Genomic DNA, 19,638 nt, shown 5'->3' with positions numbered 1-19,638 from the left:
CCCTGTGCTGCACCATGCAGCACCCATGGATACGACGTCGCCACGCGGGCGGCGCCTCCAAGAATACTGTCACCGACGGGTGAGCGGGTGTCGAGACATCTGCTCATTTGCGCATCCTCGCGGCCAGAATACGCAGGGCGTCCATCATGTGCTTCTCGACAGAACTGCGGGATATGCCCTGTTTTTCAGCGACCTCGGCGTAGCTGAGGCCGTCGAACTTGTGCAGCCGAAAGATCGTGCGGGTCTTTTCAGGCAACTGGTCCAGCGCCGTCATCAGGGTCTGCAGCCGCTGGCGTCCCGCGACCACGGCCTCGGCCGAGGGGGCGTCATCGACGTCGTCGCCGTCTTCGGCGCCGTGCATGGCCACCCGCCAGGCGCCGTCGCGCGCCGCTGAACGGCGGCTGGAGCGCCACCGGTCCAGCAACAGATTGTTGGTCAGGCGATAGAGGTAGGCGCGCGGATCACGGATTTCGGCGTCCGCCGGGGTGCGCGACACCTTCAGAAACAGTTCCTGCAGGACATCCTCGACATCGCCGCGTCCGCCCAGCCGCGACGCCGCGAACCGACCCAGATCGTCGCGCATCTCAAGATAGACGGTGGTGAGGCGGGGCGGGTCGAACGGGGGCAAACTGAACTCATCTCCGCTGGACGCCCATGCGCGTGTCGCCAGGCGCAGCACAGCCTGTTCGAACTGCGTTTGTTTAATGCCGTGGCGAAAGTCGTGAGGCAAGCGCCAGATGGCGGCGTCATCTGAGTCGAGGGGCCGCAAGAGCCGCAAACCCGATCGAGGACGATGATGACGACCGTTGCGCCGAAAACCGCCTATCTCGGCTGGCTTTCCCGCGTATTGGCGTCGGCGAAAAAGGTCGCGCCCGAACGGACCGAGCGCGCCGATCTCGTGCTGGGCTATGCGACGGGCTATGACGCGGCGGTGATCGCGCCCTTCGTGCGCTCGCTGCGGTCGTGGTTTGACGGAACCATCGCCCTGGTGGTCGACCGGCGCGATGATGTCCTGGCCCTGCTGGAAGAACACGAGGTCGTCGCCGTCCATCCCGAACCGGCCGCGGGCTGGGAGCCCCATGCGGTGGTGGCGCGCTTTTCCGCCTATGCCGACCTGATCGAACGCTGGCCGGATGCAGACAGCGTCTTTGTGACCGACGTGCGCGACGTCGTCTTCCAGGGCGATCCGTTCGCGCCCCGTCCGGCGCAGATGGAAGTCTTCAACGAGTGGGACGGCGGCGACCTGGGCGCCCACGCCTTCAACACCAAACATCTGACCGCCGTGTTCGGCGAGGACATCGCCGCCAGCCTGGCCGACAAGGCCTGCCTGTGCGTCGGCACCATCATCGGTCCGCGCGACGACGTGCTGCGCCTGTGCCGCACCATGCTGATGCTGGCCGCCATTCCCCGGTCGGAGATCGGCGGCGCCTTTGGGGCCGATCAGGCCGTCTTCAACATGGCCATCCACTACGGACTGGTCCGGGCGTCGGTCCAGCCCAACTATCGCCGGGTCGCCACCATCGGCATGACGCCGGGGGATATGCTGCACTTCCATGAGGGCAGGGTGGTCAATCCCACGGGCGGGTTCAGTCCCATCGTCCACCAGCACGACCGCCATCCGCATCTGGCCGACCCCATCCATTCGCTATGGGGCAAGGGCTTGCGCTACTGCGGGCGCACCAAGTCCAAGACGGCGGCGGATCGGGGTCTGCGGCTGCAACGGTCCCTGATGCGGCGTCTGCCGGAACTTCGCTGAGCGCGCGCCATGTATGACGAATGGCGGGTCGGCTTCACCCGGCGACCGATAAACCATGTGCTTGAGCCGGAGGCGCTGACGGCGGACGCAATCGTCTGGCTGCCGCCGTGCCCGCGCAGTTTCCAGTTCATCGCCGACCCGTTCGGGATCGAGCGCGACGGGGTGACGACAATCTTCGTCGAGGCCTTCGACTATCGCGTGCGACGTGGCGAAATCCATTATTATCAGTACCGGGGCGACGCCCTGATCGGGCAGGGGCTGGCGCTGGCCGAGCCGTTCCACCTGTCCTATCCCAGTCTGATCGAGGACGGCGGCGAACTGTATATGCTGCCGGAAGGCTACAAGAGCGGCGGCCTGACCCTGTATCGGTGCGAGCGTTTCCCGGATCGCTGGACGCCGGTTCAGCGCCTGCTGGACCTGCCCGCCATCGACGCGACCGTGGTCAAGCATGACGGGCGGTGGTGGATGTTCCACGCCCTGCCGGGACCGGACGACCGGGCCATGCGTCAACTGCACGTCGCCTATGCCGACGACCTGAAGGGGCCGTGGATGTCGCACCCCGGCAATCCGGTCCGGACGGGGTTTCTGGAATCGCGGCCGGGCGGGACGGCGTTCGCGCATGAGGGCCTCCTTTATCTGCCGGTGCAGGAATGCCGACCGACCTATGGCGCGGCGATCCGGCTGCTCAGGATCGACGCCCTGACCCCGACCGACTTCTCCGCCAGCCTGGTGCACAGGATCACGCCGAAGGGGCTGTTGGACGGGTTCGCCGACGGGCTGCACACGGTGTCGGGCGATCAGCGGCTGACGGTCATCGACGTGAAGGGGCTGCGCCGGTCGCCGGCCGAGAAGCGGATCAAGCTGCAGTACAAGCTGCGTCGCCTGTTCGGGCTGAATGGTCCGCGTCGGCGCAACCAAACGGATGCGGCATGAAGATCGCCGTCGTCCTGCCGCGCGGCAGCCTGTTCGACGTCGGCAAGATCAATTCGATGGAGCGGGTCGCCCTGACCCTGAACCATTGGAGCCGTTTCAACGCCGACATCCGTTTCGTCTGCGAGGACGGGGCGGCCAACCCCGCCGCACCGGATCAGACCCTGTTCGTGCCGTCAGGTCTGGGCAAGCGGGGCCACACCGCCGCCGTGGTCGCGGCGCTGGAGGCCTTCCAGCCCGACGTGATCGAATATCACCAGCAGCTGGCCGGGGCGGCGGACATCGCCAGGCGCCTGCCGGGACGCGTGCACGTCCTTTATCGCCACACGCGGTTCAAGCCCGCCTCCAACCTGATCGACCGCTGGCGCTATCATGCGCGGCTGAAGGCGTTCGATCGGCTGATCTTCGTCAGCAGGGCGGCGCGCGAAGAGTTCCTGCGCGACTATCCGGGGTTCGGCGCCGCCGCCGTGGTGATCTGCAATCCCATCGACGTCGAGGTCTGGCGCGGGGATGCGGGCAAGCGCGAAAACCTGATCTTCTTCTCCGGCCGCACGCTGGAGGAGAAGGGAGTCGATTCCTTCTGCGCGGCCCTGGCCGAGACGCTGGACCAGGCGCCTGACTGGCGCGGCGCCCTGATGCTGGGCGAATGGGAGCGGAACAGGGACTGGGCCGAGCCGCACCTGCGCGCGCTGGACCGGTTCGGCGACAGGGTCGAAATCCACAGGTCCGCGTCGCCCGATCAGGTCATCGCCGTGGCCCGCCGCGCCGCCATCGCCGTCGTGCCCTCGCGCGTCGCCGAAGCCCTGGGCCTGACCGCGCTGGAGGCCCATGCGGCGGGCGCGGCCCTGATCTCGTCAGGGCGAGGGGGCTTGCGCGAGGCCAGCGGCCCGCACGCCATCTATGTCGATCCGCCCGAGGCCGACGGGCTGGCTGCGGCCATGCAGCATCTTGTCCGCCATGACGCCGAACGGGCAGACATGGCGCGTGAGGCCCAGGCCTTCGTCGCCCAGACCCATGCGCCCGCACTGCGCGCCGCAGAACTGGACGATCTGCGTCTGCGCCTGACCGAAAGCCGTTCCCTAGCCACCCGTCGACCGCGCCCCGCGCATTAGTCCGACCCTGACCAGGCCTGTTTGATGACCGATCTCCTGTCCGCCCTGTCCGTTCGGTTTGAAGGCCTGTTCCAGCGTCGCAAGAGGGGCGCGGATCGCATCCGCGACCTGCCCGACCGCCGCCTGCTGGCCACGGCCTATATTCCGGCGCTGGCGGCGCGTGGCGGGCTCATCCTGTGGGTCGGCTGCCGGGCCTATACGGCTGAGGATTATCCGGCGCTGGAGCAGTGGGGCGCCGAGGTCTGGACCACCGACATCGACCCCAAGGCCGCGCGCTGGGGCCGGGCAGGCCGTCACCAGACCGGCGACCTGTGCCAGATCGATCAGGTCTTCGACGACCTGCGCTTCGACGCCATCGTCTGCAACGGGGTGCTGGGCTTCGGCGTGGATTCACCCGCGTCGCAGGAACAGGCCATGACGGCCATGGCGGGCATTCTGAAGCCGGGCGGACTGCTGCTGCTGGGCTGGAACAACGACAAGATCGATGATCCGCTGAAACTGTCCGCGACGGGACGTTTCTTCACCACCGGCCATATCGGCAGCCAGCCGCCGCGCGTGCGCTTCGACGACGTCACCCATGTCTATGACACGCTGGAGCTGGCGCGTCCGGTTCACTGAAAGCGGGCAGCCGGGGGGCGGATCAGCCGTCCATTTCGGTCAGCAGCCAGTCGCGGAACCGCTTGATCTTGGGCACCGAGCGCCGGTGCTGCTGGCACACGATCCAGTAGGCGTGGCCCAGGGTCGAAACCTGGTCGAACAGCCGCACCAGCCGCCCTTCGGCCATGTCCATGCGCCAGAAGAAGGGGCTGAGGATCGCCACCCCCTGACCGGCCATGGCGGCGTGTCCGTCATTGGCCTGGGAATCCAGACGCACGCCCGGAACGTTCAGGGGGCGGGCGTCGATGCCGGCGTCGCTCAGCCATTGCCGCCACGCCGGGTCATGGGCGCTGATCAGGGGCAGGCGGGTCAGGTCCTGGGGCGTCAGATGGCCGCCGTGCCGCTTCAGAAAGGCGGGGCTGCACATGGGGGTGAAGTCCTGGGTCAGCAGCCGGTGCGCATCCAGCCCCTCCCACGGGCCGATGCCCGAGCGGATGGCGACATCCAGACCCTCTGAGGCAAAGTCCGACAGGTTGTTGTTGACCAGCAGGCGCACGGCCATTTCGGGATGATCCATCTGGAAACTGCCCAAACGCCAGGCCAGCCAGGCGTTGGCGAAGGTCTGGGTGGTGGAGATGGTCAGGGTGCCCTGATCCTCGGCCCGCAGTTCGGCGAAGGCGGCCTCGATCTCGTCCAGCCCGCGCCCGATGCCCGCCGCCGCCCGGCGCGCGGCGTCGGTCAGGATGACGCGGCGTTTCTCGCGCCGGAACAACTGCATCCCCAGCCGTTCCTCCAGCAGCCGGATCTGGTGGCTGACCGCCGCCTGGGTCATGCCCAGTTCATTAGCCGCTGTGGTGAAGTTCTCATGCCGGGCGGCGGCTTCGAACACGCGGACGGCGGCGAGGGGCGGAAGCGGGCGCATGGCAGATGATAATCACAGCTTATCATCTGCGTCGATCCATTCGTTGGCGGAAGGTCCGGGTTTGTGATGAATTGCGATCAGTCCTCCCCGACTGAAACAAGGTTCCTCCCCATGACCCTGCATCACGCACACGCCCCGTCCGCCCTCCACCGTCTGTCCCTGACGGCTGCCCTGAGCAAGTTTGCCAAAGGCTGGCTGGACGCCTCGAAAGCCTACGTCGCAACTCAGTATCGCCGCCCCTGGGCTTCGTGATCGCGTCGTCGGCGGCCAGCACGTCTGCGTACCGGACCCCCACGTTCGGATAGGCGTGCTGGCCAATATCTTTTCTAAAACCGGGTCAGTTTTTCTGCGGTTGACCCTGCGGCCCCTGTCGCTGATCGGTCCCGGACCTTCTCCCGTCCTGAGGTAATGACCGATGCGTCTGGCCCTGACCGCCATAACCCTGATGATGACGCTGGCTGTCGCCGCCTGCGGGCGCAACGATGCGCCGCAGGATCGTCTCGCCGCCATCCGCCAGGCCGGGGTGTTACGGGTCGCCACCTTCGACAGCAATCCGCCCTTCGGCTCGGTCAATCCGACCACCCGCAAGATCGAGGGGCTGGACGTCGACTATGCCCAGGCCCTGGCCGACAAGCTGGGGGTCAAGCTGGAGATCACCCCGACCAATCCGGCCAACCGCATTCCCCTGCTGGCGTCGAACAAGGTCGATCTGGTCCTGGCCAACTTCACCATCACCGAGGAGCGGGCCAAACAGGTGGATTTCTCGATCCCCTATTTCGCCTCTGGCCAGCAGTTCATCGCCAAGACCGGAACCCTGACCTCGCCCGACCAACTGAACGGCCTGCGCATCGGCGTGGACAAGGGCACGGTCAACGAGATCAATCTGCGTGAGAAATATCCGCAGGCCGTTCTGGTCGCCTATGACGACACCCCCTTCGCCTTCACCGCGCTGCGCAACGGCAATGTGCAGGCCATCAGCCAGGACGGACCCAAGCTGATCGGCGTGCTGGCCAATGCGCCCGACGCCTCGGGCTATGAAATCCCGGCCTTCTCCATCTCGCAGGACCTGATCGGCGTGGGCATTCCCAAGGGGCAGACGGCGCTGAAGACCTTCGTGGACACCACCCTGGTCGAGTTGGAGGCCAGCGGTCAGGCCCAGCGCATCTATGACCGCTGGTTCGGTCCCGACACCCGCACGCCTCTGGCGCGTTCGTACCGGATCGGTGAAAGCGCGGCTGTCGCCGCCCACTGATTGTCTCGATGTTCGACGGGTTTCTTGCGCCGCGTTACATCGGCTGGATGATCGATGGCCTGGGGGTGACCCTGGGCCTGTCGGCTTTGGCGTCGGTGATCGCTCTGGTGCTGGGTTTTGTGCTGTGCGTGCTGCGTCTGTCGCCGTCCAGGCTGGTCGCGGGTCTGGCCGCCGCCTGGCTGTCGGCGTTTCGCAACACGCCGCTGCTGGTGCAGTTGTTCTTCTGGTATTTCGGGGTGCCGGCCCTGCTGCCTGACAGTGTGATGGCGTGGCTGAATGCGCCGCACCGCATCGGCGTGGAGGCCTTCGGGGCGCCATGGCCGCCGTTCGAGATGCTGGCGGGCCTTTTGGGCCTGTCCCTCTACAGCGCCGCCTTCATGGCCGAGGAGTTCCGCGCCGGCATCTACAGCGTTGCGCCGGGCCAGACGGCTGCGGGTCGTGCGCTGGGCATGACCTCGACCCGGATCTGGCTATCCGTCATCCTGCCCCAGGCCGTCCGCATCGCCCGTGCGCCGCTGGCGGGACAGGTGATGAACGTGGTCAAGAACTCGTCCCTGACCATGGCCATCGGTCTGGCCGAGTTGTCCTATGCCGCGCGTCAGGTCGAGACCGAGACGTTTCAGGCGTTTCAGGCCTTTGGTCTGGCGACCCTGTTCTACATCGGGGCGGTGGCCCTGATCGGCGGGTTCAGCCAGCTGACGTGGGGTCGCTCCACGCCGCCGACGGGGGGCACGCGATGAACCCCTCCGTCATCACCGACAACTTGATCTATTTCCTGGTCGGTCCCTGGCCGCAGGGGCCGCTGGGCGGCGCGGCCCTGACCGTGATCCTGACGGTGCTGTCGGCGGCCATATCCGGGGTTCTGGGTCTGGTGTTCGGCGTCCTGTTGTCGGTGCTGCGCGGACCGTGGCTGGCGGTGCTCAGGCTGGGGCTGGGCCTGTTCCGGGCCATTCCGGTGCTGATGCTGATCTTCTGGATCTATTTCCTGGCGCCGATCGCCTTTGGTCTGGACGTGCCGGGCGTGGGTTCGGTCGTTGCCGCCCTGTCCCTGATCGGCGGGGCCTATCTGGCCCATACGGTCCATGCGGGGATCGAGGCCCTGCCGCGCGGCCAGTGGGCGGCGGCCTCTGCGCTGGGCCTGTCGCGCCGCCAGACCCTGTGGCTGGTCGTGGCCCCTCAGGTCCTGCCCCGCATGGCGCCCTCTGTCGTCAACCAGTGGATCGCCCTGACCAAGGACACCTCGCTGGCCTATGTGATCGGTGTCGCCGAACTGTCGTTCGTCGCCACCCAGGTATCGAACCGCGTCATGGTCTATCCCGCCGAAATCTATCTGTTCGTCGCCGTCCTCTATTTCATTCTGTGCGCGGGGCTTGAGCTCGCCGCCGGACGGCTGGCGCGTCGCTACCGGAGCCTGCCCGCATGACCGCCCCTACCGATGTCCCGGTCGTGATCGATATTCAGGGCGTCAGCAAATGGTACGGCGCCTTCCAGGTGCTGAACGACTGCGCCCTGTCGGTGCGGCGGGGCGAGGTGCTGGTCATCTGCGGCCCGTCCGGTTCGGGCAAGTCCACCCTGCTGAAGACCGTCAACGGGCTGGAGGCGTTCCAGCAGGGGGCCGTCACCGTGGACGGCGTGCGTCTGGATGACCCTAGGGTCGACCTGACCCGTTTGCGCAGCCGCGTCGGGATGGTGTTCCAGCATTTCGAGCTGTTTCCACACCTGACGGTCATGCAGAACCTGACCCTGGCCCAGGTGAAGGTGCTGGGCCGGTCCCAGGCCGAGGCCCAGGCGCGCGGCCTGATCTATCTGGAGCGGGTCGGCCTGATCGACCACCGCGACAAACGCCCCGCCCAGCTGTCGGGCGGCCAGCAGCAGCGCGTTGCCATCGCCCGCGCCCTGTGCATGGATCCGGTGGTCATGCTGTTCGACGAGCCGACCTCCTCGCTGGACCCCGAGATGGTCGCCGAGGTTCTGGACGTCATGGCCGGTCTGGCCGCGGACGGCATGACCATGATCTGCGTCACGCACGAGATGGGCTTCGCCCGCCGTGTCGCCGATCGCGTGGTCTTCATGGACGAGGGGCGGATTCTGGACGACGCGCCCGCTAAGGTGTTCTTTGCTGAGGGCGGCGTGCGCAGCCCGCGCGCCGACGCCTTCCTGAACCGCCTGCTGCGCTACTGAGGGCCAGCACAGGCGAAGGCCTTAAGCGCCTGTTCCAAATCCCTTGGGACCGCCTGCGCCGGCCGCGCCCAGGCCGCCTGTCGCCGGCGCCGACGGCGCCTTGCCGGCGGCGTTCGTGCGCAGCTTGCGGGGTGGCTTGGTGGTCGTCTTGTCGTCGTCCTGTTCGGTCTTGGGATCGGGCTTTCGATTGATGTCGGTCATCGGTTTCTCCTTTTTGCGTGCAGAGAAACAAGCCATCCTAAACCCGCCGGTTCCTGCGCGCGCCATCAGGTCGCAGTCGCCCGCCAGCCGCGCAATCGGGCCTCAGCGCAGGCTGTAGCCGCCATCTGAATACAGGGTCGCGCCCGTCATATTGCCGTTGTCCAACAGGAACAGCGCCGCCTCGACCAGTTCATCGACATGGCCGGGCCGCCCGACCACCGACAGGCGGCCATAGGCGTCGAAGGCCGGGCCGCGCACCTCGTCCGGGCGGCGCCGCCACAGGTCGCTGTCCACCGTGCCGGGCGACAGGCAGTTGACCCGGATCGGCGCCAGCTCCTGCGCCAACGCCCGCGTCAGGCCCTCGATGGCGGCGTTGCAGGCGGCGTATGCCGGATTGCCCAGCGGCCGCACCGACGCCGCGCCCGACATCAGCACCACCCCCGCATTCGGCGCCAGGACGGGCAGAGCGGCGTGGACGGCCCAGTACTGGCCCCAGAATTTGTTCCTGAACGGGCTCTCGGCTGTCTCCGGCGACGACTCGCGAAACCCGCCTGTCTGATAGTCGGCGCCGGGCGTGAACAGGCCGGACAGGGCGGGGGCGTCGGCGAAGAAGGCGGCCAGACTGTCACGGTCGGTCGTGTCCACCTGACGGGTGCGCGCCGCCTGGCCCAACTCGGCCTGCGCCGCGTCCAGCCGCGCCTGGGTGCGCCCGCCGATCAGCACATGATCGCCGCGCCTGACCAACGCCCGGGCCACGCCCAGCCCCATGCCCGAGCCTCCGCCGATGATCGCATAGGTTCTGTGTTCCATGCGGATGGGTCATAATGCGGAACTGTGCGCGCCAGTCGTGCTCATTTATCCGATCTGTGGCGAAGGATTTTCGGCAATGACGATGGGCGACATCGGGCCCGGCGGTGATGTGCGGCTGTTCCTGGCCGTCTGCGACCATGGCGGTTTCGCGCGGGCGGCAGGATCGCTGGGCCTGACCGCATCGGCAGTGGCCAAGGGCGTGGCGCGGCTGGAGGGCCGCATCGGCGTGCGCTTGTTTGAACGCTCGACCCGCCACTTCCGCATCACGCCGGAGGGCGAACATTACCGCGCCGTCTGCCGCGTCGCCGTCGGATCCGTCCGCGCGGTGGAGGAGGCGCTGGCCCTGTCCGCCAGCGAACCCGCCGGTCTTGTGCGCGTGACCCTGCCGCCGCTGCTGGGCGCCGAAATCGTGGCCCCGGCCCTGTTCGCCCTGACCGACCAACACCCCCGCTTGTCGTTGAACCTCAGCCTGGACCGCACGCCTGTGGACCTGCGCGGCGGGCAGGTCGATCTGGCCATACGCATCGGCGACCCGCCCGATGTCGCGGGGGTGATCGGGCGGCGCATCGGCGTGCAGCGGTTGGCCCTGTGCGCCTCTGCCGACTACATCGCCGCGCGCGGCGCGCCAGCGGACCGCAGCGATTTGCAGGACCATGAGCTGATCGCCACCGCCATCGACGGCCGCCCCGCCCCGTGGCGTTTCACAGAAGCGGGCAGGGAGGTGGTCTGGGCTCCGCCCGCGCGCCTGATCCTGGACGGCGCAGCCCTGGCCCTGTCCGCCATCCGCGCGGGCCGCGGCGTCGGCCTGATCCCGTCATGGCTGGCCGCCGACGATATCGTCTCGGGCCGCCTGACTGCCCTGATGCCCGACGCCGTCACCGGCCACCGCCCCATCTACGCCCTGTGGCCCGACTATGCGCCCATGCTGCCCCGCCTGCGCGTCGTCATCGACGCCGCCGCCGCCGCCATCCGTCAGGCGACCGGCGAGGGCGGCCCAACCCCTCAACCCATCGCCAATCTGTCCTAAACCGCCCAATCCGGATTGACGCCGACAATACAGATAGGTAGTGACGCGACCTCGCAGTGACTGGCGACATGGACAGGTGGCGGAGTGGTCGATCGCGCACGCTTGGAAAGCGTGTGTAGGTGAAAGCCTACCGAGGGTTCGAATCCCTCTCTGTCCGCCATTTTTCGGCATGATCTTGAATGCGCGCTGCATTCAAGGTCATGCCCTCTTCGTTTGCAACCCGTGTGCTGAAGTCCTCTCGCTGCGCTTTGGCCCCGGCCGTCGAGACGAGGCAGGTCTCCTGCGAGATGCGGATCCGTTCGGGGGCCGGCAGCTCCTCACCGCGAACCTTGTCCTCCCCCGCCGCCGCCAGCACCCTGTCGCCCGCCGGGCGGCCATAGGGACATGGCCTGATTTCAGGTCGAGGGCGAAGCATCCGGGCTGCTGAACGACAGCCGGACCGCCAGACCCTTGCCCGGTCCGCGACTGGCCAGGCGCAGTTGGCCGGACTGGGCGGTGCTCAGGGCTTCGACGATGGCGAGGCCCAGGCCGGAGCCGGTGGAGCGGTTGGGATTGCTGCGGAAAAAGCGCTCGGTCAGGCTGGGCAGAACCGCGTAGTCGACGCCTTCGCCGTGGTCCCAGACCGTGACGGCGGCGCCCTCGGGGCTGTTCGAGACATGGACGATGACCGGCGCGGCGCCGTGGCGAAAGCCGTTGTCGATCAGGTTCAGCAACTGCTCGACGATCAGGTCTTGCGAGCCCCGAACCTCGACGGTTTCGAGCGGCAGTCTGAGCCGCAGCGCGCCGGGCGTCAGCGGGTGTCGGTCGGCAAAGACCTGATAGGCCTTTCTGACGGCGCGGCCCAGGTCGGCGGTCGCGTCCGAATGGGCGGTGTCCGCGCGGGCGGTGGACAGCAGCTGGTTGATCAGATGGGTCATGCTGGCGGCGGCCGATTGCGAGTCCGTCAGCAGCCTCTGCTCCGTCCGGGTCCAGGGGCGTTTGGACGCCGCCAGCAGATCCAGGTTGGCCGCCATCACCGCCAGCGGCGTCCGCAGCTGGTGCGAGGCGTCGGCGGCGAACCGGTGCATCCCCGACGTCGACCGCTCCAGCCCCGCCAGCAGGGCGTTGAACGCGGTCAGAACCGGCGTCAGCTCGCGCGGGGCCAGGGTGACGGCGGCGGGGGCGAAATCCGTGGTGCTCGACGACGACCGCGCCGCCAGTTCATCGACCAGCCGCCTGAGCGAGTTCAGGCCCCATTGCAGGGCGGGCCAGATCAGCAAGGCCGCCAGCACCACCAGCAGGCCGGGCAGAAGAAGCAGGCTGCCGTACAGTTCGTGCAGGCTGGCCCGGCGGGAATCCAGGCTCTGGGCGACCGAAACGACCACCGGGGCGGTGCGGCCCGGTATCATGACGGTTTGCTGGGCCATGCGGACCGGCACGCCGCGCACCGTCAGGTTGGCGAAGACCGGCCGTTCGGTGTTGGCGGTCTTCAGCGTCGGCAGTTCGTGATAGCCGGTGACCATGCGGTCGCCCTCGCGGATGCCGTAGAAGACGGCGTCGCGTTCCGGCGTGTCCAGCAGGGCAAGGGACCAGGGCGCCACGTCCACGGTCACGCCCTGATCGTCCAGAGAGACGCTTTGCAGAATGGTCTGCATGGCGCCGGCCAGCAGGCGGTCGGACGTACGCTCCACCACCCGGTGCGCGGTCCAGGCGCCCACGCCCAGCAGCACGATGGCGAACACCGTCAGGGGCACGACCTGGGCGATCAGCAGGCGGTTGACCAGGCTGTGCGAGGTTTTGCTCGGCGCCCGCGTCATGGGTCGAGGCGATAGCCGCGTCCGCGGATGTTGGTGATGGCGGGGCCGTCAGGCTGCAGCTTGCGGCGCAGGCGGCCGACGTGGATCTCCAGCGCATTCAGCGAAGGCGCTTCGTCCTGGGTGAAGACCTCTGCGGCCAGCATGTCGCGGTCCACCACCTGTCCGACGCGTGACGCCAGCACCTTGAGCGCCGCCCATTCGCGCGGGCGCAACGCCAGTTCGCGGTCGCCGACCTGTGCGCGGCCCGCCTGCCAGTCGCAGACCAGCGAGCCGATGACGACGGAGCCAGCCGCCTGTCCCTGGCGGCGCCGCACGATGGCGCGCAGGCGCGCGATCAGTTCCACGGGGGCGAAGGGCTTGACCAGATAGTCGTCGGCCCCGAGGTCCAGCCCCGCCACCCGGTCGCCCAGGGCGTCGCGGGCCGTCAGCATCAGGATCGGCGTGGTCGAGCCGCGACGGCGCAGGGCGGCCAGAATCTCGAACCCGTCGATGTCGGGCAGGCCGATGTCGAGGATGGCGGCGTCGAAATCCTCGGTCTGCTCAAGCCTCAGGGCTTCGGCGCCCTGGTCGGTGCAGCGTGGCTCAAACCCCGCACTGCGCAGGCTGGCGTCCAGAGAATGTTGAAGCGCCTTGTCATCCTCGACGACGAGTATTCTCATGGGGTCACAGATGCGGGGAGCGGGGACATGGGCGCCACAATAGCGAGAAAGCCGAAGTGGTGAAGGCGTGGGGTCTGTTCGCCGTGATCTTCGCCGCCGCCTTCGCCCTGACCGCCTGCGGACGCGAGCCGGAGGGGGCGGGCACCGCGCCCCACATCCGCTGGCGGGCCGAGCAGGAAGGCGCGCTGCTGATCCGCACCAACACCAGCATGCTGGGGCCGGTGATCGACGCCTTTCGGGCGCGGTATCCCAAGGTGGAGATCCGTCTGGAGGACATGAACTCCACCATGCTGGCCAGCAATGTGGTGTCGGATGTGCTGGCCGGACGGCCGGGCGCGGACCTGGTCTGGAGCTCCGCGATGGACGTGCAGATCAAGCTGATCAACGACGGCTATGCCCAGACCTACAGGTCGCCCCACCGGCGCGCCATGCCCGACGGCATGGTCTGGCGCGATCAGGGGTTCGGCATCACGGCCGAGCCGGTGGTCTTCGCCTACAACCGTCGCCTGCTGCCGCCTGCGCTGACGCCGAACAGCCATGCGGACCTGATCCGGCTGCTGGAAGCCCGGCCTGAAATCTTCGACGGTCGCCTGGCGGTCTATGATGCCGAGCAGAGCGGCGTGGCCCTGATGCAGTTGTCGTCGGACACCCAGATCTATCCCGACGCCTGGCGGATGATGGAGGCCCTGGGCCGCCGCAAGCCCCGTCTCGACACCTCGGGGCAGCGGATGATGTGGCGGCTGGCGACGGGACAGACCCTGTTCGTATTCAACATGAACCAGTCCTATGGGCGGATCTGGGTCAGGGACCACCCCGACATCGCCCTGGTCACGCCCACGGACTACCACCTGCTGATTTCGCGGGTCGCCTTTATCCCGCGCAATGCGGCCCATCCGAATGCGGCGCGGCTTTTTCTGGATTTCCTGCTATCGCGCGAAGGTCAGGCGGCGGTCGCCAAGGCGGGCATGAGACCGGCGCGGGATGACGTTGATCCGGCGCTGCGTCCATCGCCGCCCGGCGCGCGTCCCATTCGGGTGGGGCCGGGCCTGTTGGCCAATCTGGATCATGAGCGTCGCGAGAAGCTGCTGGGCCGCTGGCGTGCGGCCATGGAGGGGGCGCCGCGCGCGCCGCTGGATCCGCACGCGCCCTGAGGGTTTCCTGTGGATAACTTCTGATCATGCAAAGGCCGCATTTCTGTCACGACGCCGTCACGTCCGGGCGCTGGACGGTTTTGGGCCTTATGCTGAAGCCTCTGCTGCGACCGAAAGTGGAATAATATTCTATATATCGGTGTTTTGTGGGCTTTAAAACGCAAAAACGCGACGTTTGACAGCAGGTCTCTGCGATATCTTACTGGCGATCGCAGCTCGGGAGAGTTCGGACACTTCCCCGACGCCGAAGGCGCAACCGCCCCGGAAACGCTCAGGCAAACGGACCGAGCTGCACGATGAACGCTGGAGAGCAGGGCGACCCGAGGGGGGTGCGGCCTTCGCCGAAGGAGCAAGGGCCGATGGCCTGAAACTCTCAGGCACGAAGACAGCGGGGGTGAAATGGCGCCGTCAGAGCGCCGAACCGCATCGGACTTCCCTGGGAGGGGACGTCGCCGCCGTCCATGAGGAATCTCGTCTTGTCTCGCTTGAACACCCGCCTGATCAGCTGCAGCAGCGCCATCGCCCTGTTGTCCTGCGCCGGAGCCGCACTGGCCCAGACCGCAGAACCCGCCCCGGAACAGACCGCATCCGTCAGCGACATCGTCGTCACCGGCTCGCGCATCGACCGCGCCGGCTTTGAAGCCCCGACCCCGACCGTGCGCCTGACGGCCGAAGACCTGTCGGTCGGCGCCCGTCCCAACATCGCTGCCGCGCTGAACGACATGCCCCAGTTCCGCGCCACCACCTCGCCCCAGACGACCGGCACCAACACCGGCGCGGGCAATGCGCCCGTGGACCTGCGCGGCCTGGGCATCAGCCGCACCCTGGTGCTGATCGACGGTCGCCGCGTCTCCAGCGAAAACGACCTGAACAGCATCCCGTCGGTTCTGGTGAAGAGCGTCGACGTCGTGACCGGCGGCGCCTCGGCGGCCTGGGGCTCGGGCGCTGTGGCAGGCGTGGTCAACGTCGGCATCGACCGCAACTTCACCGGCGGCAAGCTGGGCGCCGAATACGGCATCTCGTCCTATGACGACGCCGAGCAGGTGCGTTACGAGGGCGCTTGGGGGCGTGGTTTCGCCGATGGGCGCGGCCACTTCGTCATCGGCGGCGAATATCTGAACAACGACGGCGTGATCCCGAAGAACTCGCGCCCGAACATCGGCCGCTGGGCGACCGTCAACGGCGCGCTGACGCCGAACGTCGGCATGGCCGATGCGGCCTACGGCGGCCTGATCCTGTCGGGCGTCAACAACGGCAAGGTCTTCAACCCGGACGGCACGCTGCGTCCGTTCAACTTCGGTACGAAGAGCGGCTCCAACACCGTCGGCGGCGAAGGCCCGTCCAACGATGACCTGAGCCCGCTGGTCACGCCGCAGCAGCGCTACACCGCCATGGCCAGCGCGACTTATGAGGTCAGCGACACCCTGCGCGTCACCGCCGACATCCGCCACTCGCGGATGTGGAACAACTACATCTGGTTCGGCGACCACGACCGTGGCGACCTGACCATCGGCATCGACAACGCCTTCCTGTCGCCCGCCATCCGCAGCGCCATGGCGGCTGCAGGCGAGACCAGCTTCAAGTTCGGCCGCTTCAACTCGGACCTGTCGTATTCGACCATCGACTTCGAGCGTCTGACGACCCAGGCCACCCTGGCGGTGGACGGCGAGTTCGGCCGTAACTGGCGCTGGGGCGCCTACTACAGCCACGGCGAGTTCGAGAACAACATCGACACTCCAGGCTTCCTGCTGAAGACCCAGTTCGCCAACGCCGTGGACAGCGTCATCGACCCGGTGTCGGGCAAGCCGGTCTGCCGCGTCACCCTGACCAACGCCAACTCGGGCTGCGTGCCGATCAATCTGTTCGGCCTGGGTTCGCCGTCGCAGGAAGCCATCGACTATGTCACCGGCACGCCGCAGCAGCGCGCCACGACCAAGCTGGATTCGGTCGGTTTCAGCCTGCGCGGCGAGCCCGTCACCCTGCCGGCGGGTGATGTCTCGGTGGCCTTCGGCTTCGAAGCCCGCAAGGAATCGCTGAAGCAGACCGTCAGCGAACTGGACGCCGCCAAGGCGTTCAAGACCTTCAGCTTCTCGGCCATGGCGGGTGATTTCACCGTCAAGGAGGCCTTTGCCGAAGTCCTGGTGCCGATCGTTCGCGATCTGCCGATCCTGAATAATCTTCAGTTCAACGCGGCTGCCCGTATCTCCGACTACGACACAACTGGCTCGATCTGGTCGTGGAAGGTCGGCGCCACGAACGAGTTCTTCCCCGGCTTCCGCGGCCGGATCACCCAGTCGCGTGACATCCGTTCGGCCAACCTGTCGGAACTCTTCACGACGACGACCATCGGCTACAACTGGATCAACGATCCGGCCAAGAACGGCGCCAACGTCTATGTGTTGAACAATGGCGGCGGCAACCCGAACCTGCTGCCGGAAACGGCGGACACCCTGACCCTGGGCGTCACCTATGCGCCGCCTTCGATCCCGGGCCTGAACCTGTCGCTGGACTATTACAGCATCAAGATCGACGACGTGATCACGACGATCGCGCCGCAGGATCTGGTGAACCGCTGCAACTCGGGCAATACGGCCCTGTGCGCCAAGATCGAGCGTGACGCGGGCGGCAACCTGGTCCGCACCATGTCCACCTTCGTGAACCTGGCCAAGTATCAGACGGACGGCGTGGACGCCGAGGTGTCCTATTCGTCGGCGGCTGATCTGTGGGTGCCTGGCGCCACGGGTCGTCTGAAGATGCGTCTGGTCGGCACCTGGGTGAACAGCCTGACCACCGACGACGGCATCACCGAGATCGAATATGTGAAGTCGCAGGGCTATTCGTTCGGTCTGGGCGTGCCCAAGCTGCGCCTGAACGCCAGCCTGGGCTGGAAGGGCGAAGTGTTCGGCGTCGATCTGCGCGCCCGCTACATCTCGGCCGGCAATTACAACTCCACCATCCCTATCTCGAACAACCATATCGACGCCTTCACCTACGTCGATCTGGGGGTGACGGCTGACCTGGCGAAGTATGGCGCAGACGGCGTCGAACTGTACGCCAAGGCCACGAACCTGTTCGACAAAGAACCCCCCGTGGGGGCGTCGTTCTCGCCGTATTACGATGTAATCGGCCGGTACGTCACGGTTGGGGCTCGGTACCGCTTCTAGTTCTGGTTCCGAACCTCATGTCGTCGGCTCCCGGGTCTCCACCCCGGGGGTCGGCGGCTCCTTTTCTTCCCGCCTGAAGAGGCCGCTCATGATCTCCCGCCTTTCGCTCGCCCTGGCTCTGGCCATGTCGGCGGCGCCGCTCGCCCTGGCCCCTGTGGCTCTGGCCGAGGTCCCCAAGCCCGCCGCCATCGTCGCCGACGGCCTGCCGTCCGTGCCCGATGCGCTGGCCAACGAGACCCGTCCCTATCTGCAGTCGCGCCGCGCCGCCTTCCTGGGATGGAACGCCTCGGACCGTTCGATGCTGATCAAGACGCGCTTCGGCGCCACCGATCAGATCCATTCGGTGGCAGGCCCTGACGGCGCCCGTCGTCAGATCAGCTTTGAGAACGAGCCGGTGATGGCGGGCGCCCTGTCCCCCTCCGGCGACGTGCTGGTGGTCCAGAAGGACAATGGCGGCGACGAATTCTATCAACTCTACACCCTGGTCTCGGGCCGCCTGACGCTGGTGACCGACGGCAAGAGCCGCAACTGGTTCGGCGCCTGGAGCCGCGACGGCAAGCGGGTCGGCTATGCCTCGTCGCGTCGCAACGGCGCGGACATGGACCTGTATGTCGTTGATCCGCGCGATCCCTCCAGCGACCGACTGGTGGCCCAGGTCTCGGGCGGCGGCTGGAACATCACCGACTTCTCGGCTGACGGGGCCAAGGCCCTGGTCCTGAACCGGATGTCGATCAACCACGCGCAGGTCTATGAACTGGACCTGGCCAGCGGGCGGATGACGCAGCTGACGAATCCGCGTGCTGAATTCTCTTACGTCGATCCGCAATACGGGCCGGACGGCGCCATCTGGGCGACCTCCAATGCGGACTCTGACTTCCTGCGGCTGGGCCGCATCTCCAATCGTCGCTTCACCCCGGTCAGCACTGAGCCGCGCTGGGATGTCAGCGACTACGCCATCGCGCCTGACGGCTCGTTCATCGCCTATGCGGTCAATGAGGCGGGCGTATCGCGCCTGAAGATCCTGGACACGTCTTCGGGGGCGGTGCGCACCGTCAGTGGTCTGCCGTCAGGCGTGATCCCCTACAGCATCGGCCATGCGATCGAGATCGCACCCTGGGGCGCCATCGGCCTGTCGATGTCGTCGGCCCGTACGCCGGGCGACGCCTTCTCGGTCGATCCCCGCACCCTGGCCGTGACCCAGTGGACCCACAGCGAGACGGGCGGTCTGGACCCGGCCGTCAATGTCGAGCCGGAGCTGGTGCAGATCCCCAGCTTCGACGGCGAAGTGATCTCGGGCTTCCTCTATCGTCCCGACGCGGCGAAATTCCCCGGCAAGCGTCCGCTGATCATCGACATCCACGGCGGGCCGGAAGGCCAGACCCGCCCGGACTTCCTGGGGCCGCAGAACTATCTGCTGAACGAGCTGGGCGTGGCCCTGTTCTTCCCGAACGTGCGCGGCTCGTCCGGCTATGGCGCCCGGTTCGTCAATCTGGACAACGGCCCGTTCAAGCGTGAGGACACGGTCAAGGACATCGGCGCCTTCCTGGACGCGCTGAAGCAGAACCCCGATCTGGACGCCTCGCGCTTCGCCGTGACCGGCATCTCGTATGGCGGCTACATGTGCTACGCCACGGCGGTGCACTACAGCGACCAGCTGAAGGGGGCCAGCTGCTACGTCGGCATCTCGAACTTCGTCACCTTCCTTGAAAACACCCAGTCCTACCGTCGCGACCTGCGTCGGGTGGAATATGGCGACGAGCGCGATCCCGTCCAGCGCGCGAAGCTGCAGGAAATCTCGCCCCTGAACAGCGTGGACCGGATCAGCATTCCTCTGCTGGTGGCGACCGGCGGCAACGACCCCCGCGTGCCGGCGTCCGAAGCCGACCAGATCATCCGCGCGGTGCGGGCGAATGGCGGCACGGCCTGGCATCTGCTGGCCGAAAACGAAGGTCACGGTTTCCACAAGAAGGAAAACGAAGACTACTACTTCTGGACCAGCCTGCTGTTCTGGAAACAGACCCTGCTGGGCGAAGCCGCCCGCTGAAGACCCGCAAACGGGGCTGGCTGCGGCCGGCCCCGT

19 protein-coding genes, 1 tRNA gene and 1 riboswitch are annotated in these 19,638 nt (G+C 67.1%); of the genes, 14 read left to right on the top strand and 6 right to left on the bottom strand.

Annotation, left to right across the window (positions count from 1 at the left end; translation table 11 throughout):
• Positions 1-103 precede the first annotated feature (103 nt).
• Entirely contained in the window at positions 104-628 is a 525-nt protein-coding gene (locus KWG56_RS11105; protein WP_244999480.1) for an RNA polymerase sigma factor, read from the bottom strand.
• A 168-nt stretch (positions 629-796) separates the two neighbouring features.
• Here KWG56_RS11105 and KWG56_RS11100 point away from each other — a divergent pair, with 168 nt between their 5' ends.
• From KWG56_RS11100 to KWG56_RS11085, 4 genes are read left to right on the top strand one after another with little or no spacing between them, the layout of a single operon-like run.
• Positions 797-1,756, top strand: coding sequence for a hypothetical protein (locus KWG56_RS11100; protein WP_219354804.1), 960 nt, complete (start codon positions 797-799; stop codon positions 1,754-1,756).
• 9 nt (positions 1,757-1,765) lie between these two features.
• On the top strand, positions 1,766-2,689 hold the full coding sequence (locus KWG56_RS11095) for a glucosamine inositolphosphorylceramide transferase family protein (protein WP_219354803.1): 924 nt from the start codon (positions 1,766-1,768) through the stop codon (positions 2,687-2,689).
• Positions 2,686-3,798: a glycosyltransferase family 4 protein gene (locus KWG56_RS11090; protein ID WP_219354802.1), complete on the top strand. Its 1,113-nt coding sequence runs from the start codon at positions 2,686-2,688 to the stop codon at positions 3,796-3,798. Before KWG56_RS11095 ends, KWG56_RS11090 begins: the two co-directional genes overlap by 4 nt.
• Before the next feature lie 24 nt (positions 3,799-3,822).
• Positions 3,823-4,416 carry a class I SAM-dependent methyltransferase gene (locus tag KWG56_RS11085; RefSeq protein WP_219354801.1) on the top strand — a complete coding sequence of 198 codons (594 nt, stop codon included), beginning with the start codon at positions 3,823-3,825 and terminating at the stop codon, positions 4,414-4,416.
• 22 nt (positions 4,417-4,438) lie between these two features.
• Here the strand turns inward: KWG56_RS11085 and gcvA are convergent, their stop codons facing one another.
• Positions 4,439-5,317, bottom strand: a complete 879-nt coding sequence (gene gcvA / locus KWG56_RS11080; RefSeq protein WP_219354800.1) for a transcriptional regulator GcvA — start codon at positions 5,315-5,317, stop codon at positions 4,439-4,441.
• Between the two features lie 111 nt (positions 5,318-5,428).
• On the opposite strand from gcvA, the gene KWG56_RS11075 reads away from it, so the two are divergent.
• The 5 genes from KWG56_RS11075 to KWG56_RS11055 all read left to right on the top strand — a co-directional run bounded on the left by KWG56_RS11075 (position 5,429) and on the right by KWG56_RS11055 (position 8,750).
• Positions 5,429-5,569, top strand: a complete 141-nt coding sequence (locus tag KWG56_RS11075; RefSeq protein ID WP_219373662.1) for a hypothetical protein — start codon at positions 5,429-5,431, stop codon at positions 5,567-5,569.
• Positions 5,570-5,732: 163 nt separating this feature from the next.
• Positions 5,733-6,569 (top strand): ABC transporter substrate-binding protein, encoded by an 837-nt coding sequence (locus tag KWG56_RS11070; RefSeq protein WP_219354799.1) that lies wholly within the window; start codon positions 5,733-5,735, stop codon positions 6,567-6,569.
• An 8-nt stretch (positions 6,570-6,577) separates the two neighbouring features.
• Positions 6,578-7,309, top strand: coding sequence for an amino acid ABC transporter permease (locus KWG56_RS11065; RefSeq protein WP_219354798.1), 732 nt, complete (start codon positions 6,578-6,580; stop codon positions 7,307-7,309).
• A complete protein-coding gene (locus KWG56_RS11060) occupies positions 7,306-7,992 on the top strand; it encodes an amino acid ABC transporter permease (RefSeq protein ID WP_219354797.1) in 687 nt (228 codons plus the stop codon). The genes KWG56_RS11065 and KWG56_RS11060 overlap by 4 nt, the downstream gene beginning before the upstream one ends.
• Positions 7,989-8,750 carry an amino acid ABC transporter ATP-binding protein gene (locus KWG56_RS11055; RefSeq protein ID WP_280638378.1) on the top strand — a complete coding sequence of 254 codons (762 nt, stop codon included), beginning with the start codon at positions 7,989-7,991 and terminating at the stop codon, positions 8,748-8,750. Before KWG56_RS11060 ends, KWG56_RS11055 begins: the two co-directional genes overlap by 4 nt.
• A 21-nt stretch (positions 8,751-8,771) precedes the next feature.
• Here the strand turns inward: KWG56_RS11055 and KWG56_RS11050 are convergent, their stop codons facing one another.
• Positions 8,772-8,951 carry a hypothetical protein gene (locus tag KWG56_RS11050; protein ID WP_219354796.1) on the bottom strand — a complete coding sequence of 60 codons (180 nt, stop codon included), beginning with the start codon at positions 8,949-8,951 and terminating at the stop codon, positions 8,772-8,774.
• Positions 8,952-9,053: 102 nt separating this feature from the next.
• Positions 9,054-9,761 (bottom strand): SDR family oxidoreductase, encoded by a 708-nt coding sequence (locus KWG56_RS11045; protein WP_219354795.1) that lies wholly within the window; start codon positions 9,759-9,761, stop codon positions 9,054-9,056.
• A gap of 76 nt (positions 9,762-9,837) precedes the next feature.
• On the opposite strand from KWG56_RS11045, the gene KWG56_RS11040 reads away from it, so the two are divergent.
• Both KWG56_RS11040 and KWG56_RS11035 read left to right on the top strand, forming a co-directional pair.
• A complete protein-coding gene (locus KWG56_RS11040; RefSeq protein WP_219354794.1) occupies positions 9,838-10,788 on the top strand; it encodes a LysR family transcriptional regulator in 951 nt (316 codons plus the stop codon).
• Between the two features lie 70 nt (positions 10,789-10,858).
• Positions 10,859-10,948 (top strand) — tRNA-Ser (locus KWG56_RS11035).
• A 235-nt stretch (positions 10,949-11,183) separates the two neighbouring features.
• Here the strand turns inward: KWG56_RS11035 and KWG56_RS11030 are convergent.
• Both KWG56_RS11030 and KWG56_RS11025 read right to left on the bottom strand, forming a co-directional pair.
• Positions 11,184-12,584: a sensor histidine kinase gene (locus KWG56_RS11030; RefSeq protein ID WP_219354793.1), complete on the bottom strand. Its 1,401-nt coding sequence runs from the start codon at positions 12,582-12,584 to the stop codon at positions 11,184-11,186.
• On the bottom strand, positions 12,581-13,243 hold the full coding sequence (locus KWG56_RS11025) for a response regulator (RefSeq protein WP_201098962.1): 663 nt from the start codon (positions 13,241-13,243) through the stop codon (positions 12,581-12,583). Before KWG56_RS11025 ends, KWG56_RS11030 begins: the two co-directional genes overlap by 4 nt.
• Positions 13,244-13,302: 59 nt before the next feature.
• On the opposite strand from KWG56_RS11025, the gene KWG56_RS11020 reads away from it, so the two are divergent.
• From KWG56_RS11020 to KWG56_RS11010, 3 genes are all read left to right on the top strand, one after another.
• On the top strand, positions 13,303-14,394 hold the full coding sequence (locus KWG56_RS11020; protein WP_219354792.1) for an ABC transporter substrate-binding protein: 1,092 nt from the start codon (positions 13,303-13,305) through the stop codon (positions 14,392-14,394).
• A gap of 207 nt (positions 14,395-14,601) precedes the next feature.
• Positions 14,602-14,691, top strand: a riboswitch (glycine riboswitch).
• Positions 14,692-14,870: 179 nt separating this feature from the next.
• Positions 14,871-17,558, top strand: a complete 2,688-nt coding sequence (locus KWG56_RS11015) for a TonB-dependent receptor domain-containing protein (RefSeq protein WP_244999479.1) — start codon at positions 14,871-14,873, stop codon at positions 17,556-17,558.
• Positions 17,559-17,646: 88 nt separating this feature from the next.
• A complete protein-coding gene (locus tag KWG56_RS11010) occupies positions 17,647-19,602 on the top strand; it encodes a S9 family peptidase (RefSeq protein WP_219354790.1) in 1,956 nt (651 codons plus the stop codon).
• Positions 19,603-19,638: the final 36 nt, after the last annotated feature.

The sequence above is a fragment of the Brevundimonas nasdae genome, assembly GCF_019395145.1.
GTDB classification, from domain to species: domain Bacteria; phylum Pseudomonadota; class Alphaproteobacteria; order Caulobacterales; family Caulobacteraceae; genus Brevundimonas; species Brevundimonas nasdae.
This window is presented reverse-complemented; position numbering and strand designations above follow the sequence as displayed.

What these genes read in the sequence shown, in the direction of transcription:
- KWG56_RS11050 (WP_219354796.1), bottom strand. Translation starts at nt 8,951, where the DNA reads ATGACCGACATCAATCGAAAGCCCGATCCCAAGACCGAACAGGACGAC.
- KWG56_RS11070 (WP_219354799.1), top strand. Translation starts at nt 5,733, where the DNA reads ATGCGTCTGGCCCTGACCGCCATAACCCTGATGATGACGCTGGCTGTC.
- KWG56_RS11065 (WP_219354798.1), top strand. Translation starts at nt 6,578, where the DNA reads ATGTTCGACGGGTTTCTTGCGCCGCGTTACATCGGCTGGATGATCGAT.
- KWG56_RS11055 (WP_280638378.1), top strand. Translation starts at nt 7,989, where the DNA reads ATGACCGCCCCTACCGATGTCCCGGTCGTGATCGATATTCAGGGCGTC.
- KWG56_RS11095 (WP_219354803.1), top strand. Translation starts at nt 1,766, where the DNA reads ATGTATGACGAATGGCGGGTCGGCTTCACCCGGCGACCGATAAACCAT.
- KWG56_RS11100 (WP_219354804.1), top strand. Translation starts at nt 797, where the DNA reads ATGACGACCGTTGCGCCGAAAACCGCCTATCTCGGCTGGCTTTCCCGC.
- KWG56_RS11075 (WP_219373662.1), top strand. Translation starts at nt 5,429, where the DNA reads ATGACCCTGCATCACGCACACGCCCCGTCCGCCCTCCACCGTCTGTCC.
- KWG56_RS11045 (WP_219354795.1), bottom strand. Translation starts at nt 9,761, where the DNA reads ATGGAACACAGAACCTATGCGATCATCGGCGGAGGCTCGGGCATGGGG.
- KWG56_RS11010 (WP_219354790.1), top strand. Translation starts at nt 17,647, where the DNA reads ATGATCTCCCGCCTTTCGCTCGCCCTGGCTCTGGCCATGTCGGCGGCG.
- KWG56_RS11025 (WP_201098962.1), bottom strand. Translation starts at nt 13,243, where the DNA reads ATGAGAATACTCGTCGTCGAGGATGACAAGGCGCTTCAACATTCTCTG.
- KWG56_RS11040 (WP_219354794.1), top strand. Translation starts at nt 9,838, where the DNA reads ATGACGATGGGCGACATCGGGCCCGGCGGTGATGTGCGGCTGTTCCTG.
- KWG56_RS11090 (WP_219354802.1), top strand. Translation starts at nt 2,686, where the DNA reads ATGAAGATCGCCGTCGTCCTGCCGCGCGGCAGCCTGTTCGACGTCGGC.
- KWG56_RS11060 (WP_219354797.1), top strand. Translation starts at nt 7,306, where the DNA reads ATGAACCCCTCCGTCATCACCGACAACTTGATCTATTTCCTGGTCGGT.
- KWG56_RS11085 (WP_219354801.1), top strand. Translation starts at nt 3,823, where the DNA reads ATGACCGATCTCCTGTCCGCCCTGTCCGTTCGGTTTGAAGGCCTGTTC.
- gcvA (WP_219354800.1), bottom strand. Translation starts at nt 5,317, where the DNA reads ATGCGCCCGCTTCCGCCCCTCGCCGCCGTCCGCGTGTTCGAAGCCGCC.
- KWG56_RS11030 (WP_219354793.1), bottom strand. Translation starts at nt 12,584, where the DNA reads ATGACGCGGGCGCCGAGCAAAACCTCGCACAGCCTGGTCAACCGCCTG.